14 protein-coding genes are annotated in these 15,178 nt (G+C 51.4%); 10 read left to right on the top strand and 4 right to left on the bottom strand.

The genetic code is table 11. From position 1 onward, the window contains the following. Positions 1 to 376: 376 nt before the first annotated feature. The 10 genes from J2I47_RS22945 to lon all read left to right on the top strand — a co-directional run bounded on the left by J2I47_RS22945 (position 377) and on the right by lon (position 9,576). Positions 377 to 634, top strand: a complete 258-nt coding sequence (locus tag J2I47_RS22945; protein WP_207366951.1) for a hypothetical protein — start codon at positions 377 to 379, stop codon at positions 632 to 634. Further along, the gene (locus tag J2I47_RS22940) at positions 631 to 900 is read left to right on the top strand and encodes a hypothetical protein (RefSeq protein ID WP_207366950.1); all 270 of its coding nucleotides are present in this window, start codon (positions 631 to 633) and stop codon (positions 898 to 900) included. The genes J2I47_RS22945 and J2I47_RS22940 overlap by 4 nt, the downstream gene beginning before the upstream one ends. Then, positions 891 to 1,268, top strand: coding sequence for a hypothetical protein (locus J2I47_RS22935; protein WP_207366949.1), 378 nt, complete (start codon positions 891 to 893; stop codon positions 1,266 to 1,268). Before J2I47_RS22940 ends, J2I47_RS22935 begins: the two co-directional genes overlap by 10 nt. A 67-nt stretch (positions 1,269 to 1,335) precedes the next feature. After that, on the top strand, positions 1,336 to 2,832 hold the full coding sequence (locus tag J2I47_RS22930) for a GH3 auxin-responsive promoter family protein (protein WP_207366948.1): 1,497 nt from the start codon (positions 1,336 to 1,338) through the stop codon (positions 2,830 to 2,832). A gap of 36 nt (positions 2,833 to 2,868) precedes the next feature. Next, the gene (locus J2I47_RS22925; protein ID WP_207366947.1) at positions 2,869 to 3,183 is read left to right on the top strand and encodes a nucleotidyltransferase family protein; all 315 of its coding nucleotides are present in this window, start codon (positions 2,869 to 2,871) and stop codon (positions 3,181 to 3,183) included. Further along, positions 3,173 to 3,610, top strand: coding sequence for a HepT-like ribonuclease domain-containing protein (locus J2I47_RS22920; protein ID WP_207366946.1), 438 nt, complete (start codon positions 3,173 to 3,175; stop codon positions 3,608 to 3,610). Before J2I47_RS22925 ends, J2I47_RS22920 begins: the two co-directional genes overlap by 11 nt. Continuing rightward, on the top strand, positions 3,600 to 4,778 hold the full coding sequence (locus J2I47_RS22915) for a 1-deoxy-D-xylulose-5-phosphate reductoisomerase (protein ID WP_207366945.1): 1,179 nt from the start codon (positions 3,600 to 3,602) through the stop codon (positions 4,776 to 4,778). The genes J2I47_RS22920 and J2I47_RS22915 overlap by 11 nt, the downstream gene beginning before the upstream one ends. Positions 4,779 to 4,871: 93 nt before the next feature. Next, entirely contained in the window at positions 4,872 to 6,194 is a 1,323-nt protein-coding gene (rseP, locus tag J2I47_RS22910; RefSeq protein ID WP_207366944.1) for an RIP metalloprotease RseP, read from the top strand. 8 nt (positions 6,195 to 6,202) lie between these two features. After that, the gene (locus tag J2I47_RS22905) at positions 6,203 to 6,811 is read left to right on the top strand and encodes a DUF6702 family protein (protein ID WP_229374892.1); all 609 of its coding nucleotides are present in this window, start codon (positions 6,203 to 6,205) and stop codon (positions 6,809 to 6,811) included. Between the two features lie 170 nt (positions 6,812 to 6,981). Continuing rightward, the gene (lon, locus tag J2I47_RS22900; RefSeq protein WP_207366943.1) at positions 6,982 to 9,576 is read left to right on the top strand and encodes an endopeptidase La; all 2,595 of its coding nucleotides are present in this window, start codon (positions 6,982 to 6,984) and stop codon (positions 9,574 to 9,576) included. 160 nt (positions 9,577 to 9,736) lie between these two features. Here lon and J2I47_RS22895 read toward each other — a convergent pair whose 3' ends face one another. From J2I47_RS22895 to J2I47_RS22880, 4 genes are all read right to left on the bottom strand, one after another. Next, on the bottom strand, positions 9,737 to 11,380 hold the full coding sequence (locus J2I47_RS22895; protein ID WP_310587718.1) for a DUF4394 domain-containing protein: 1,644 nt from the start codon (positions 11,378 to 11,380) through the stop codon (positions 9,737 to 9,739). Positions 11,381 to 11,555: 175 nt separating this feature from the next. Next, complete coding sequence (locus J2I47_RS22890) at positions 11,556 to 12,314, bottom strand: glycosyltransferase family 2 protein (protein WP_207366942.1); 759 nt, start codon at positions 12,312 to 12,314, stop codon at positions 11,556 to 11,558. Next, positions 12,311 to 13,600, bottom strand: coding sequence for a glycosyltransferase family 4 protein (locus J2I47_RS22885; RefSeq protein WP_207366941.1), 1,290 nt, complete (start codon positions 13,598 to 13,600; stop codon positions 12,311 to 12,313). Before J2I47_RS22885 ends, J2I47_RS22890 begins: the two co-directional genes overlap by 4 nt. A gap of 52 nt (positions 13,601 to 13,652) precedes the next feature. Next, positions 13,653 to 15,131 (bottom strand): lipopolysaccharide biosynthesis protein, encoded by a 1,479-nt coding sequence (locus J2I47_RS22880; RefSeq protein ID WP_207366940.1) that lies wholly within the window; start codon positions 15,129 to 15,131, stop codon positions 13,653 to 13,655. Positions 15,132 to 15,178: the final 47 nt, after the last annotated feature.

The raw sequence follows: 15,178 nt of genomic DNA, 5'->3' as shown, positions 1-15,178 counted from the left end.
AAAAAGGACCGGTTTCGAGCCTGATTTTGACCCCAATTTTGAGCCATGTCCAGCAATCAGACTATCCATCATACGTCGCCGAGACCTGTCGGCGAGATTATGATAAACCTGCGGCAGGGTGATCGTTCGGTTGAATTTTTGATTTACCCGAACGATATACGGAAGATCGTGCAGATTGGTGCCCCAGATGTTCCGTGGCAGGGATCACTTACGCCCGAAACGCTTTGGGAAACCTTGCAATGGCTTACTTCATAATGTACCTATGCCTGTATCCTCCGCCCCTTCCAATCTCATCGGTTGGTATAAGACGTACCTGCGCCATCTCATTTGAAACTTCCTGTACGTATCTTATCTTTAGGTAGTAAAGTAGACAGTTATGGCAACGGCACGTAGAACCCGCTCGGACAAAAAGGTAGGCACCATTGAGAAAGAACTGGGCATCCAGATCTATGGTGCCAATGGCCGCAAAATCAGGAAAGACAAAACGCTGGGTGAGGTTCGCAAACAACAAGGCGTTTCCCTAACCAACGACCAGAAAATAGCAGCTAAGATCGAGATAAAGATTCCCCCCAAGGCCAACCTGAAACGGGTAAATAGCGTATCGAAGGTAGTGAAGAAGCTAAACCAGAAATGACCGAATCTGCCGAATACCAAGATAACGTCTTTATCAACTGCCCATTCGACAAGCACTATCAGCCCTTATTCAGGGCTGTTGTTTTTACTATACAGCACTGCGGTTTCAATGCACGTTGTGCACTCGAAGAAGACAGCACCGGCGACATTCGCATCAACAAGATCATCAGCATCATCAACGAGTGCCAGTACGGTGTACACGACATCTCGAAAGCTGACTTAGATGAGCAGTCTGGGTTAGCCCGTTTCAATATCCATTGGAGTTAGGCATCTTCATCGGTGCCCATCGATTTGCGCCAAGCAAAAGCCATAATAGCCGCAAGAAGTACATTGTGATGGATTCTGAACCATACCGCTATCAACGATTTATATCTGATCTGGGTGGGCAGGATATTAGAGCTTACGGAACAAATAAAGACGGACAAGTAGAAGCCGTTATTCAGCAGGTCCGTGACTTTCTGCGAACGAGTTCACGACGCAAACTGCCCGGTCCTGATTTTTTTCATTCACGCTATATTGATTTTATGACTGAGTTACCTATTATCTGTGATGCGGAACATCTCGATATACAAAAGCTTACGTACCGAGACTACCTTGATTGTGTACTTGGTTGGTTAGTAGGTAGTGGTGAATAAGTCATACGATACCTCCTGTAAATACTGACTCTATCGGTAACGGCACGCGGCGTGTACCTTTGCCCATATGGGAATCCGTTCGATTTTTAGCAAACCGCTGGCCCGGTGGGTGCGGCAACGGCAGCAGCCCTGGCGCGAACAGCCCGGCGAGGCGCAACAACGCTGGCTGCACCACCTGGTGAGCCGCGCTAAAAACACGCAGTTTAGCCGCGATCATCACTTCGCCGACATCCAGACCGTGGCCGATTTTCGGCAGGCCGTGCCCATCCGGGATTATGAACTGCTGAAGCCCTACGTGGAGCGCGTAGTGCATGGCGAACCCGACATTCTCTGGCCAGGTAAGCCCGCTTATTTTGCCAAAACGTCGGGCACTACGTCGGGCACTAAATACATTCCACTGACGAAAGAATCACTGCCCAACCATATCAACTCGGCCCGCGACGCGCTACTGTGCTACATCGATGAAACAGGCAAATCGGCCTTTCTGGACCAGAAACTGATCTTTTTGTCGGGTAGTCCCGAACTGGAACAGAAAGCGGGCATCTACACTGGCCGACTCTCTGGCATTGTGAATCACCACGTCCCGGCCTATCTGCGCTCGAACCAGCTACCGAGCTACGAGACCAACACGATTGACGACTGGGAGACTAAACTCGACCGTATCATCGACGAAACCATCGACCAGCCGATGTCGCTCATTTCAGGGATTCCACCCTGGGTGCAGATGTATTTCGACCGGATCCAGGCGCGGACGGGCAAAGCCATCAAAGACGTGTTTCCGCAATTTTCGCTATTCGTGTATGGCGGTGTGAATTTCGAGCCTTACCGGGCGCGGCTGTTCGAGAGCATCGGCAAGCGCATCGACAGCATCGAAACCTACCCCGCCTCCGAAGGCTTCATTGCCTACCAGGATTCGCAGGAAGCCAAGGGACTGCTCTTATTGGTAGACAGCGGCATCTTTTTCGAGTTCATCCCTGCCGAGCAGTATTTCTCCGAAAACCCGTCTCGCCTCACCGTCGATGAGGTGGAACTGGGCGTGAACTACGCCGTCGTCATCAACAACAACGCGGGTCTCTGGGGTTACTCCCTGGGCGATACTGTGAAGTTTGTCAGTCGAAACCCGCACCGGATTGTGGTAACGGGTCGCATCAAGCATTTTATCTCGGCCTTTGGCGAACATGTCATTGGCGAAGAAGTGGAGAAAGCGTTGCAATACGCCATGCAGCAGCAGCCCGGCACCGAAGTAATCGAATTTACCGTGGCCCCGATGGTGTCGCCCACCGAAGGCCTCCCCTACCACGAGTGGCTGATTGAGTTTGCCCAGCCCCCCACCGATGCCGCCCGTTTTGCCCACGACCTCAACAGCCACCTCGCCAAACTGAACGTGTATTACGACGACCTCATGCAGGGTAACATCCTGCGCCCACTAGTCATGACCCCCCTGCCACGCGGCGCTTTCCAGCAGTACATGAAAGCGCAGGGTAAACTGGGCGGCCAAAACAAAGTCCCCCGCCTCAGCAACGACCGCGCCCTGGCCGACGGGTTGTTGGCTGTAATGCGTTAGCTTTGAGTTATAGAAGCGCAGCTTGCCTTTATCAAAATGGAAACGACCGCAATTGATTCGGACTTTATTCTGACTACACTTAAAAGTCTCAACCAACGGCTTCGTGACGAGTTTGCGATTAGCCAGATCGGACTTTATGGCAGCTTCGCCCGCAATGAGCAAACACCCAGCAGCGACATCGATCTGGTCTTTTCTGTTGCAGACAGCCATTTTTTATCTATTTCCGAGCGGGAGCGGTTACAGCGAATTCTTCGTCGTCGGTTAGGGCGCAAGTTAGATCTGGCCAACGAAAAGATGATGAATCCATTCGTCAAGTACGCAATGCAAAAAGACGTGATTTATGTACAGTAGTAAAAATCTGACTTACATCTGTACTATACTAGAATGTATTGAGAAGATAAGCATCTATACGCAAGACTATTATACTGCTGACGACTTTGCCTGGGCAAATGACCAACTCAATTATAATGCAACCTGGAGTTTACTCTTGGTAATAGGCGAAGAGGCAAAAAAGATTGATAAAGACCTTAAAGCTACTTACCCCGTCATCCCTTGGCGACAGCTAGCAGGAATGCGTAATTACTTGGCGCATGACTACAGAGGAGTCGATGCCGAACTTGTTTTCAATATCAGTAAACACGAACTCCAACTCCTTAAGTCTGTATTACTATTGATGCTGAACGATGTTGAGTACGAATCAGATGCGCTAAGAACAGCCTTGGACTCACCTTACTATAGTCATATTCAGTATTTGCGTGAACGACTAAATGACAAATAATCCTAAACGCCGCATTGCCATTTTGGGGTCTACGGGTTCCATTGGGACGCAGGCCATTGACGTGGTGCTGGCGCATCCCGATCAGTTTCAGATCGAGGTGCTGACGGCCAACCAAAACGCCGATTTGCTAATTGAACAGGCGCGGCTAGTACAGCCCAACGTGGTCGTTATCTGCGACGAATCCCGCTACGACCAGGTGTTTGCGGCTCTTGACCCGCTGGATATCAAAGTCTACGCCGGGCTGGCTTCTATCGCGTCGGTGGTGCAGATGGACAGTATCGACATGGTGCTCACGGCGATGGTGGGCTATGCGGGGCTGCTGCCAACGATTAAGGCCATTGAAGCGGGCAAGCACATTGCGCTGGCTAACAAAGAGACGCTGGTGGTGGCGGGCGAGCTGATTACGCAGATGGCCGCCGCCAAAGGCGTGAACATCTACCCCGTCGATTCCGAACATTCGGCTATTTTTCAGTGCCTGGTGGGCGAGTTTCATAACCCCATCGAGAAGATCATCCTGACCGCGTCGGGGGGGCCATTTCGGGGGAAAGACCGGGCGTTTCTGGCGGGCGTGACCAAAGCGCAGGCCCTGAAACACCCCAACTGGACCATGGGCGCGAAGATTACCATCGACTCGGCCACGCTGATGAACAAGGGGCTGGAGGTAATCGAAGCCAAATGGCTCTTTGCGCTCCGGCCCGATCAGATCGATGTGGTGGTGCATCCGCAGAGCATTGTGCATTCGCTGGTGCAGTTTGAAGATGGTAGCCTGAAAGCGCAGATGGGCCTGCCCGACATGAAATTGCCTATCCAGTTTGCCCTCGGCTACCCCAACCGGCTCAAATCAGATTTTCCGCGATTTAACTTCGCTAACTATCCCTCGCTGACCTTCGAGCAGCCCGACCCAAAGACATTTCGGAACCTGCAACTGGCTTACGACGCGCTGGAACAGGGAGGAAACATGCCGTGCATCGTGAACGCGGCCAACGAAATAGCCGTCGACGCCTTCCTGCATGACCGCGTTAGCTTCCTTGGCATTTCCGATGTGATTGACGATGCCATGCAGCGGGCCACGTTTGTAGCCAAGCCTACGTATGACGATTACGTGGCTACGGATAGAGAAACCCGTCGGTTGGCGACCGAAAAGATTGGTACTTTTGTTGTAAAGTAGACGTTAGACACTGGATGTTGAATGCCGGATCTTGGTCTTCGCCCGTTGGCATGGTAGGCTAAAGCCCAGTGTTTATTATCTAAATACCTTTAGATGGAAACAGTAATCATGGTTGGTCAGCTGTTGCTGGCTTTGTCAATTTTAGTAGGTCTCCACGAGTTGGGGCACCTGGTAGCCGCCCGGATGTTTGGCATGCGGGTGGAGCAGTATTTCATTGGCTTCCCGCCGAAGGTATTCAGCTTCCGCAAAGGCGAAACCGAATACGGCCTCGGCGCTATCCCATTGGGGGGGTTCGTGAAAATATCGGGCATGATCGACGAGTCGCTGGATACCGAGGCGATGGCTCAGGAACCGAAGCCTTATGAATTCCGGGCTAAGCCCGCCTGGCAACGCCTGGTGGTTATGATGGGTGGCATCATTGTCAACATCGTCACGGGTATTGTCATCTTCGTGTCGCTGATGTACAGCCTTGGCAGCACCTACATTGCTTCACGCGATGCCAAATTTGGTATTGTGGCCTTGGAATATGGCAAGCAGATTGGCTTGAAAACCGGCGACCGGATTGTGGAAATCAACGGTAAGCCGTTTGATAATATCGCCGATGTAACGAGTCCCGATGTGCTGCTGGGCAACAACAGCTACTATACGGTGGAACGGCCAACGGCCAGCGGCAGCCTGGAACGTGTGCGGGTCGACGTGCCCAACGACATGGCTGAGAAGTTCTCGAGTAAAGAAAGTGCCGGTCAGTTCATCCAACCCATTTTTCCGTTTAACATTGGCGAGGTGCAGCCCGGATCACCTGCCGAAAAAGCGGGCCTGAAAGCCGGGGACCGCATTACGAGTGTGAACGGACAACCCACCGCGTTTTTCCATGAAGTGCAGGAGGCAGTGCGGGCCAACAAGGGTAAGCCCATAACGGTTAGCATTCAACGGGGCAATCAAACGCTGACGATCCGCCCTACGGTTACCAGCGAGGGAACTATTGGCTTCTTTCCAAACTCGTTATTGAAAGAAACCCACGTCGACTACACGTTTGATGAGGCCCTGAGCAAAGGAACCGAACGGGCTTTCGGCGTGATTTACGACAACATCCGCGGGTTTGGTAAGATCTTCAAGGGCGAAGTGTCGGCCTCGAAAGCAATCAGTGGCCCCGTGGGCATCGCCAAAATGTTTGGCGGCGTCTGGGACTGGACCCGGTTCTGGTCTTTGGCCGGATTACTATCGATGGCCCTTGCGTTTATGAACGCTTTGCCAATCCCGGCTCTCGACGGTGGACACGCCACCATGTTGCTTTATGAAATGGTATCAGGTCGTAAGCCGTCCGACAAGTTTGTGGAGGGTGCTCAACGCGTGGGTATGGTGCTGTTGCTGGGGCTGATGGCGTTTGCCTTCCTGAATGATATTTTCTTTAAATAAGGAGAGGAATGGAGCAATGGAAGAAAGGAGGAAAGAGATATGCCAGCTGCCTGGCTGAATGGCTAATCGATTTAGCGAAGACAGCACGGTTAAGTCCGTTGTATCGCGTCGGCAGGCCCGTTCTGTTTTGGTTACTGTTTGTTCTTCCTTTCTTTCTTTTCTCCTTTTCACCCTCCATTATTCACCCCTTTCACACCAGTCTGACGCAGATGGAGTTTGATCCCCAACGCCAGACGTTTGAGATCAGCCTACGCCTGTTTACGGATGATTTCGAGACAGCTCTGACCAAAGAAAACGGGGGCAAATCGGTCCACCTTAATACGAGTCAGAAGCAGGATAAACTTGTGGAGCAGTATGTACGAAAGCATTTTGCCGTAGCCAACGCCGACCGTAAGCTTAACCCGATAACCTACGTTGGCTACGAGCAGGAGGCCGATGCACAATGGATTTATCTGGAAATGCCCTATTCGGCCAAAACGCAAAACATATTTATAAAGCAAGATATACTCATAGAACTATTCACGGATCAGGTTAACTTGGTGACGATTCAACTTAATCAAGTCAAGAAAACAGTTGTGTTCCGAAACAATCAGCCCGTTCAGGCAGTAACGATTTAATGTTACCTTTCACTACATACATTCGTCAATAAACGCGGTAAGCTTATTTCTTTGGTCTTGTCAGCCATATCTTGGTCTGGCACGCTCCTTGACGGTCTTACCTATCCTTGCCCTCTCATCACAATTTTCCTCTCTCAATGTATTTACACTGCCAACTTGGCAGTCGTACCATGACGTTCCCCCAAAATTTGGCTTCAGATTTATTTCTGGCCGAGAATGATTTAGATAGTATTGAAATGATTCCGCTTGGTGGCCCTGAAGGCGATGATGCGGATTACGAAATACCTGAAAACCTGCCCATTCTGCCAGTTCGTAATACCGTACTGTTTCCCGGTATGGTTGTGCCCGTTACCGTTGGTCGGCAGAAGTCGGTTCGCCTGGTGAAAAAAGCGTACAAAGGCAACCGCATTATTGGCGTGGTAGCCCAGGCCAATCAGCAAAAAGACGAACCTACGCCCGACGACCTGTATCGGTTGGGTACAGTGGCCTACATTATTAAAATGATCACCCTGCCCGACGGCAACATCACGATTATTATACAGGGCAAAAAGCGGTTCGAAATTGGCAAGATTACGCAGGAAGACCCGTTTATGACGGCCAACGTGCGGCCCATCGACGATGTGTTTCTGAACTCAGGCAAGAAAGAAGGCAAAGCCCTGATTCAGACGCTGAAAGAAGCTGCCTATAAGATTCTGCGGCTTAATCCGGAGATTCCGCAGGAGGCCCGCATTGCGCTTGATAACATCGAAAGCCCCATGTTTCTGGTGCATTTCCTGTCGTCGAACATTAATGCCGACGTGGCCGACAAACAGCGGCTGCTTGAAAAAACCGAGGGTGCGCAACAGGCACAACTGCTGCTTGAATACATGCTGAAGGAAGTGCAGTTGCTTGAACTGAAACGTGAGATTCAGAGCAAAGCCAGCCTCGATCTGGATCAGCAACAGCGCGACTATTACCTGCGGCAGCAGATGAAAGTGCTGCAGGATGAGCTTGGCATGGACACGCCCGACCGTGAACTGGATGAACTCCGGGCCAAAGCCGCCAAGAAAAACTGGTCGAAGCCCATCCGCGATCATTTCGATAAAGAGCTGGCCAAGTTGCAGCGCAGTAACCCCATGGCTCCTGATTACCCCATCACGATGAACTACATCGAACTGATGGTTGACCTGCCCTGGAACGAGTACACGAAAGATAATTTCGACCTGAAGCGGGCGCAGAAAATTCTGGACGGTGATCATTTCGGGCTGGAGAAAGTAAAAGAGCGCATTATTGAATACCTCGCTGTGCTAAAGCTCAAGACAGAGCGTATAGCCGAGGCAACGGCTGCTCAGGAAGCCGCCCACGAAGCCGCTGGCACCGTTGCATTGAACGGACGCAGCCGGGATGCTAAAAACAAAGCACATTCGTCGGAAGCTATGAAAGCACCAATTCTGTGTCTGTATGGTCCTCCGGGGGTAGGCAAAACGTCGCTGGGGCGCTCAATAGCCAAAGCGCTGGGTCGCAAGTACAGCCGGATGGCTCTGGGGGGCGTACATGACGAAGCCGAAATTCGCGGGCACCGCAAGACATACATCGGCGCTATGCCGGGTAAAATTATCCAGAACATCCGCAAAACGGGTGCGTCGAACCCCGTATTTATTCTGGACGAAATTGACAAAGTAAGCAGCGATTTCCGAGGCGACCCCTCGTCGGCGTTGCTGGAAGTGCTTGATCCTGAGCAGAATTCAACGTTTGTGGATAACTACCTCGATGTGGAGTTTGACCTTTCGAAGGTGCTGTTTATTGCTACTGCCAATTCGCTCGACACCATCCACCCCGCCCTGCGCGACCGGATGGAGATCATCGACATCACGGGCTACACCGTAGAGGAGAAAGTGCAGATTGCCAAGAAGTACCTGGTACCCAAACAGCGCAAAGAGCACGGCCTGAAAACGAAAGATCTGCAGATCGACGATAAGGCGGTGGTGAAGATTGTGGAGGGCTACACGCGGGAATCGGGTGTGCGGAATCTGGAGCAGAAGATTGGTGCCATGGTACGGAAAATTGCCAAATCCATTGCCATGGATGAGCCCTACGAGCACCACATTCGCCCAACCGACGTAACGCGCCTGCTGGGTACGGAAATTTTCGACAAAGACATCTATTCCGACGACGACATTGCGGGCATCGTAACAGGCCTTGCCTGGACGCAGGTGGGTGGCGAAATTCTGCTCATCGAAAGCAGCCTGAGCCGGGGCAAAGGTGCCCTAACGCTTTCTGGCCAACTCGGCGACGTGATGAAGGAGTCGGCGATGACGGCTCTCTCCTACCTCAAAGCCCATGCCGATGACCTGGGCATCGACTACCGGATCTTCAACCACTATGACCTGCACGTACACGTACCCGCGGGAGCCGTACCCAAAGATGGCCCCTCGGCGGGTATCACGATGGTGACGTCGATGGCGTCGATCTTCACGCAACGCAAGATCCGTCCTTTCCTGGCTATGACCGGCGAGGTAACGTTGCGTGGTAAGGTATTGCCCGTAGGTGGTATCAAAGAGAAGATTCTGGCGGCCAACCGGGCGGGGGTGAAAGAGATTATTCTCTGCACCAAGAACCGCAAGGACATCGAAGAAATTAATTCGGCCTACATCAAAGATTTAACCTTCCATTACGCCGATACGGTAGGTCAGGTGTTGGACATAGCCCTGCTTCCCCAAACTGTCAGCCGCCCCCTAAAATTCATCTTACCCGAAGAAAAACAAGAGGCAGAGAAGGTGTATTGAATGGCAGTTGTTAGTCACTAAAACTAAAAGGAGACCGGCTCATAAGTCGGTCTCCTTTTTATTGGAAGAGGATATATTTATATCACCTGATGAACACTAGTAAAGGAACAAGTAACCATTATTAGATGTACATCAGTGGCTATGCGACTATTTATAGCCCTTAAAAACCTGGACCTACAGCGAAGCCACGAAAAACAGTAAACTGGTTGTTACCAAAACCAAAACCAGGAAGCAGGCTGGCCTTTCCAGTACTAAGGTTAATGGTTTGCAGATTTGACAGGCCGTTTGCACGCAGTATTGCATAGCTTGTTCCAGTTACGCCGCCAATGTCAAAATCGGCGGCAGATTCAAAATTCGGTATACCCAAAGAACCGACCAGTGTCTGCGTACCATTGTTTGGTGGGTTCTGGATGTATAAACTGCCTGTTGAACTATCAATGTTATATAACGAAGTAGAAAAAGCTCCCAAGAAGTTATTTGTATAAGCAGACGCTGTAGCCTTATTTGTAGCACCATTCAAGGGAGTATCAACCGTAACAGTCGCATCGTTTGGATTAACTCGCAAATTTTGCCCTGTGTTACTTACAATACGGATACGGTCAGCGATAGGGTTAAAATCGAAACCAAAGCTAGTACCATCGAGTGGTACATTCAAAGTGCCAACGAGAGTTACTAGCGGTTGTGAAGGTACATATTCAAGTCCTAGGTTGACCGTATATAGGTGACTTTTGCTTCCTAATGCGTATAACCGCCCATCAACCGGTCGGAAATCAATGCCTACCAATATTTCGCCGGGTTCTGTACCAATAACACCTTGCACAATACAATTGAAACAGCCACCTTGCGTTGGATCATCAAGGAATGGATTTGGACTAATTGATCTATTAAAATTGTTATCGTCAATTGAATAAGCTACAAACCACGTAGGTATAGCTAGCCCCATTATATTACCCGGCAAATCACCTAATTTTTGCATCCGGCCCGTTCGTACATTAACCTGTTGCAATTCGGAACGGCCTGCATAAGTTACGGCTGCTATACCTGAGAGCCTCTGGTCATAGCTTGGAGCAATATCAAATCCGCTTACAGCAGAGATATCCAAACCTAGTGGTCCAACATCACTAACCTTTCCATCGCTAACCCTACCATCAATAGGTGAGTTTTGAATATATAACCGGTCTGAAACAGGGTCAATATCGTACAACTTAGTTTCTGCGCTACCCACCACATTATTGGAATAAGCAATTGCCGTAACTGTCGGATTACTGATATTTGAGCTATTTATCTTACCATCGATAGCCTGAACAACACCCGTCTCTGGGTTAATACGCAGGTTTTGCCCTTTGTTAGTCACAACACGAATACGGTCACCAAAAGGACTGAAATCAATACCGATAGCGGTACCATCTAAGCCGGGTGAAAACGAACTACCCACTGCCTTGACGCTCCCGGTCTTTATGTTGATGAAATATATGCGGCTTTGATTGGAAATGCCATACAGTTGCCCAGTGGCTGGCCGAAAGTCAATATCCAGTATTTTTTCGCCTACCTGCAAACCAGCTAGGCCGACAGTGGCGGTTTGGGTACTAGGATTACGGGCATTCGTCTGAATAAGTTGGTTCTGATCATTCAACAGATAAATTGTTACGTCGGGAACAAGAGCAGGATTTGGGACTTCACGATGGTCGCAAGCATTTAATGTTACAAGCATTCCTGCCAAAAACAAGCCGACTATTTTGCGTAAGAATGGAGCGTTGAGCATGTTGAAATATTTTATTTTCCGACAATCAACTTTTGATTGCACATTTGTTTACTAAAGAAGGAGAAGTTTAGGCTTGAAAGTAATTATAATAAATTCAGTGATTCAAAAAATTGAGTGTATGGTATGGATAACCCTCATACCACATTTACAACACAAGTATTACAGTCGCTTGCCTCGCCTATGGCATAAAAAGAACTGATACACATCGCTTGTTTTTTCACCGCCGCCCTACGGCCCGCGCCACAATCCGTGCATGATTCCATAGTGTAGGAAGCAACCCAAAATGCGTTGCCAGCACCCTGAAGCGGTCCATTAATGAACGGCGGTGTTGCTGCACAGAGAGGCCACCGACAAGGTATTTGCACAACGCAAACGGCAGATATTGAACATATTGCGCGGCTTTGAGGCAGCGAATTTCCCAGTCGAGGTCGGCGCTGAGGTTGGTGATGGCGTAGTCGGGGGCGATGGCGCGGCGGGCTACGAAGGCCTGATGACTCACCTTCATGCCCAGGGCCATGTCCTGCCAGCGGAGGTTTGTTGGCAATGTGTGCGGCGTGACTTCGCTGCGTAGGCCCACGGGCGGGCCGGAGTGGGTGGTGCCGTTGTCGCTTACAAACAGAGCATCGCTGTAATAGATGTCGGCGTGGGTGGTCCGTATGGCCGTCAGCAGTTTCGACAGCACGGCAGGGTCGTGGATTTCGTCGCCGGCGTTCATGAACCAGACATAGTCACCGGTGGCCAGGTACAGGCCTTTGTTCATGGCGTCGTAGAGACCGCGGTCGGGTTCAGACACCCAGCGCGTGAGCTGTTTTTCGTGCTGCCGAATGATGCTCAGCGTGCTGTCTTTCGAGGCTCCGTCTACTATAATATACTCATAATCAACCCCCAACACACACCTCTCCTGCCCCGCGATGCTGCTGATCGTGCGTTCCAGAAATCGTTCGGCGTTATAGGTGATAGTGATGATGGAAATCATTCGCTCTTTAACAGTTGCTCATACAAACTCGCATACTGCCCCGCCACCACGGCTTCGTCGTAGTGGGTGAGCACGTGCTGGCGGGCGGCGTGAGCAATGGCGGCGTAGTCGTTGGGGGGGAGTTGCAGGAGCCACTGCATGCCCGCGCTCAGGTCCTCAGCCGATTTGTATTGCGCCAGATACCCCGATTCGCGGTGCTGTATCATTTCGGGAATCCCCCCCACCGAAAACCCCACGGCGGGCGTACCACAAGTCATCGCCTCCATGATGGTGTTTGGCAGGTTTTCGGCCAGCGACGGGATCACAAACATATCCGCGGCATTGTAGGCCTGACTAATCCTGGTCATATCGCTCAGCGGACCGAGGAAATGGTACTGAAACGGCAGTTCGTGCAACAGCCCCTTATCACCCGCCCCGAAGATGAGCAGTTCCACCTCGCGGGGGTTTTCCAGCTGGCTATGTAGCTGATGCAGCGCCCGTTGGAAGTAGACAAACCCCTTGCCCGCCGTGCTTACTTTGGCCGCCGCAAACAGAATCAGCCGCTTGTTGGTGGGCAAACCCAGCGCCTGCCGCGCTTCGGCTTTATCTACGGGCCTAAACTGGTTGGTATCAATGGCATTGGGAATGCTCAGCACCGAAAACGGCTGGAACAACCGGCTTTGGCGGGCGCGGTGCGTAAGCCAGTCGCTGCACCCCACCGGCACCAGATGCGCCATTTCGTAGGCCTTCTGCTTCCGTTGCCATACCGAATGCGACAGGTCGTTGGGGCCGGGATTGCGCAGAAAGGGGACGCAATTGCCGCATTCGCGCTGATAATTCTCACAGGTGCCGCTATGATGACAGCCACCAGTAAAGGGCCACATGTCGTGCATGGTCCAGACCACAGGCTTGCCCAGGCGCATAAGACTACCCAGCCCTTCCACCGAAAAAAAGCCGAAGTTGACCCAGTGCAGGTGTATGACGTCGGCCTGCATGATGAGCGAGTTGTAAGTAAGGTCGACACCCGTCACGGCGGGCGAAAACTGGAACCGTACGGCCTTGTCTTTCTCGAACGGCAGGAACGCCAGTCGCTCGGCACCGAAGCGGGCAAAGGCCATCTTTTTGGCCAAAAAGCTTGTCGCCAGCGCTTCTACGCCCGCTTCAGGGAGCATCCACTCCGGACGATTTTCTTCCTGCACGAGCAATGTGCTTTCCACACCCTGTTTTTGCAACGCCCGGTTCAATCGCCCGGCCGCAACAGCCGCCCCGCCGGTAGTATGGTAAGTATTTAGATGAACAACGCGCATGAACGATTGGCAGTAAGCAGCAGTTGGCAGTGGCTTTGGCGTAGTGCCGCAACTAGTTGCGGTACTTGCCAACCATCAAATTTAAGTCAGGATAAATGCGGAAGGCGAAGACAAGACCCATGTAAAGGGCCACAATGCCCGCCGACCGGATAGCCATATCGGCCAGGGTAGCGAGCTTGGTGCCCGTGGCATAGGGCGGCAAAACGGCGAGGCCCCACACCAGCAATGCAATGCCTATCACGGCCAGATTTCGCCAGGTAAAGGGCTGTAAACCAAACCGATACCAAACAAATAATGTGCGCGACAGGTTGAACAGGCCAATGGTAATAGCCGCGCCAATGGCCGCGCCTTCCAGTCCGTAGATGCGTAGCAGCACAGGTGTGATTACAATGGTCAGCACTACCATGATCAGGTTGAAGAGCGAATCCCAGGCGTAGTGCTTCGAGGTGGTGATGATCTGCCCGTTTACGCCCGTGGCCATGTCGAACAGTTTACTCAGGCCTACCCACAAAATGACGTTGTATCCTGCCTCATACCCTTTTGGCAAAAAGGTAAACACGCCGGGTAAGTTGGCTGCGATACCCACAAACACCAGCGCGCCAATGATAAGCTGGCTCAGGCAGCTTTTTTCGTAAACCAGTTGAATGTTAGCCAGATCGTTATTTTTCCACGAATCGGCAATGACGATACCAGACACTTTGTAGAGAATCAGGGCTGGTGCCACAATAACCGCCCCAAAATTGGCACTGATGCCGTAGATACCGGTATTGTCGAGGTTGGTGGCCTTGAACACCAGCAGTTTGTCGATGTGCAAAATCAGTTGAGTCGATAAACCCGTTAGCAAAGTCAGGCCGGCGTACCGGGCCATAGATCGGCGCAAATCGGGCGAGATGGCGAGATTAACGGGGTTGAGCGTGAAATGTCCCTGCCGGGCAATGCTGCCGATCATCAGTAACATAGCCAGTAAATAGGACCCTAACCAGCCGCACAGCAGTCCGTAGAAACCAATATAGCCCAGATAATAGGCAACGACCGCCGCCAGGAAAAAGACCCGCTGTCCCACATCGCGCAGGAACGTGCCAGTTACGCTATCATAAAGCAGGCGTGCATATGTGTCGAAAAGGTTAAAGAAGAGCGTGAACAGAGTTAAGGGCAGCAGCAGATAAAAATACCGCTCGAACAGGCCGGAACGGTCGTTGTTTTGGGCTACCAGCCAGTCATGGGCAACCCACAGGAGGCCCGCACAGCCCAGAAAGCCAATACCAGCCACCGAAACGGCCACCAGCAGAAACCCGCTGTGGCCTCGTTCGTAGTCGCGGAAGTACGGGAAAAACCGCCCCCCAGCCCCGTTAATGCCCAGATTGGCAAACTGCGTCAGAATAATAGACAGACTTCCCAGCAACTGAATCAACCCAATCTGATCTTTGAACAGCAAATTAGGCAATAGAAAACCCGTCGTCAGCAGCCCGATAATAATACCGACATACGTAACTACCGTGCCCTGAAGTGTCTGTTTCTGAATAAGGCCCATGGAAAAGAAAGGGAGAAAGGAGAAAAGAATAAGGGAGGAAAGGGATT

Origin of the sequence: Fibrella rubiginis, assembly GCF_017353185.1 — a bacterium.
Taxonomy (GTDB): domain Bacteria; phylum Bacteroidota; class Bacteroidia; order Cytophagales; family Spirosomataceae; genus Fibrella; species Fibrella rubiginis.
The sequence above is the reverse complement of the archived record's forward strand: the minus strand, read 5'-3'. Positions and strand labels throughout refer to the sequence as shown.

Excerpts from the sequence above, each read along its gene's own strand:
- J2I47_RS22945 (WP_207366951.1), top strand. The coding sequence starts at position 377 with ATGGCAACGGCACGTAGAACCCGCTCGGACAAAAAGGTAGGCACCATT.
- J2I47_RS22940 (WP_207366950.1), top strand. The coding sequence starts at position 631 with ATGACCGAATCTGCCGAATACCAAGATAACGTCTTTATCAACTGCCCA.
- J2I47_RS22930 (WP_207366948.1), top strand. The coding sequence starts at position 1,336 with ATGGGAATCCGTTCGATTTTTAGCAAACCGCTGGCCCGGTGGGTGCGG.
- J2I47_RS22925 (WP_207366947.1), top strand. The coding sequence starts at position 2,869 with ATGGAAACGACCGCAATTGATTCGGACTTTATTCTGACTACACTTAAA.
- J2I47_RS22920 (WP_207366946.1), top strand. The coding sequence starts at position 3,173 with ATGTACAGTAGTAAAAATCTGACTTACATCTGTACTATACTAGAATGT.
- J2I47_RS22915 (WP_207366945.1), top strand. The coding sequence starts at position 3,600 with ATGACAAATAATCCTAAACGCCGCATTGCCATTTTGGGGTCTACGGGT.
- rseP (WP_207366944.1), top strand. The coding sequence starts at position 4,872 with ATGGAAACAGTAATCATGGTTGGTCAGCTGTTGCTGGCTTTGTCAATT.
- J2I47_RS22905 (WP_229374892.1), top strand. The coding sequence starts at position 6,203 with ATGGAGCAATGGAAGAAAGGAGGAAAGAGATATGCCAGCTGCCTGGCT.
- lon (WP_207366943.1), top strand. The coding sequence starts at position 6,982 with ATGACGTTCCCCCAAAATTTGGCTTCAGATTTATTTCTGGCCGAGAAT.
- J2I47_RS22890 (WP_207366942.1), bottom strand. The coding sequence starts at position 12,314 with ATGATTTCCATCATCACTATCACCTATAACGCCGAACGATTTCTGGAA.
- J2I47_RS22885 (WP_207366941.1), bottom strand. The coding sequence starts at position 13,600 with ATGCGCGTTGTTCATCTAAATACTTACCATACTACCGGCGGGGCGGCT.
- J2I47_RS22880 (WP_207366940.1), bottom strand. The coding sequence starts at position 15,131 with ATGGGCCTTATTCAGAAACAGACACTTCAGGGCACGGTAGTTACGTAT.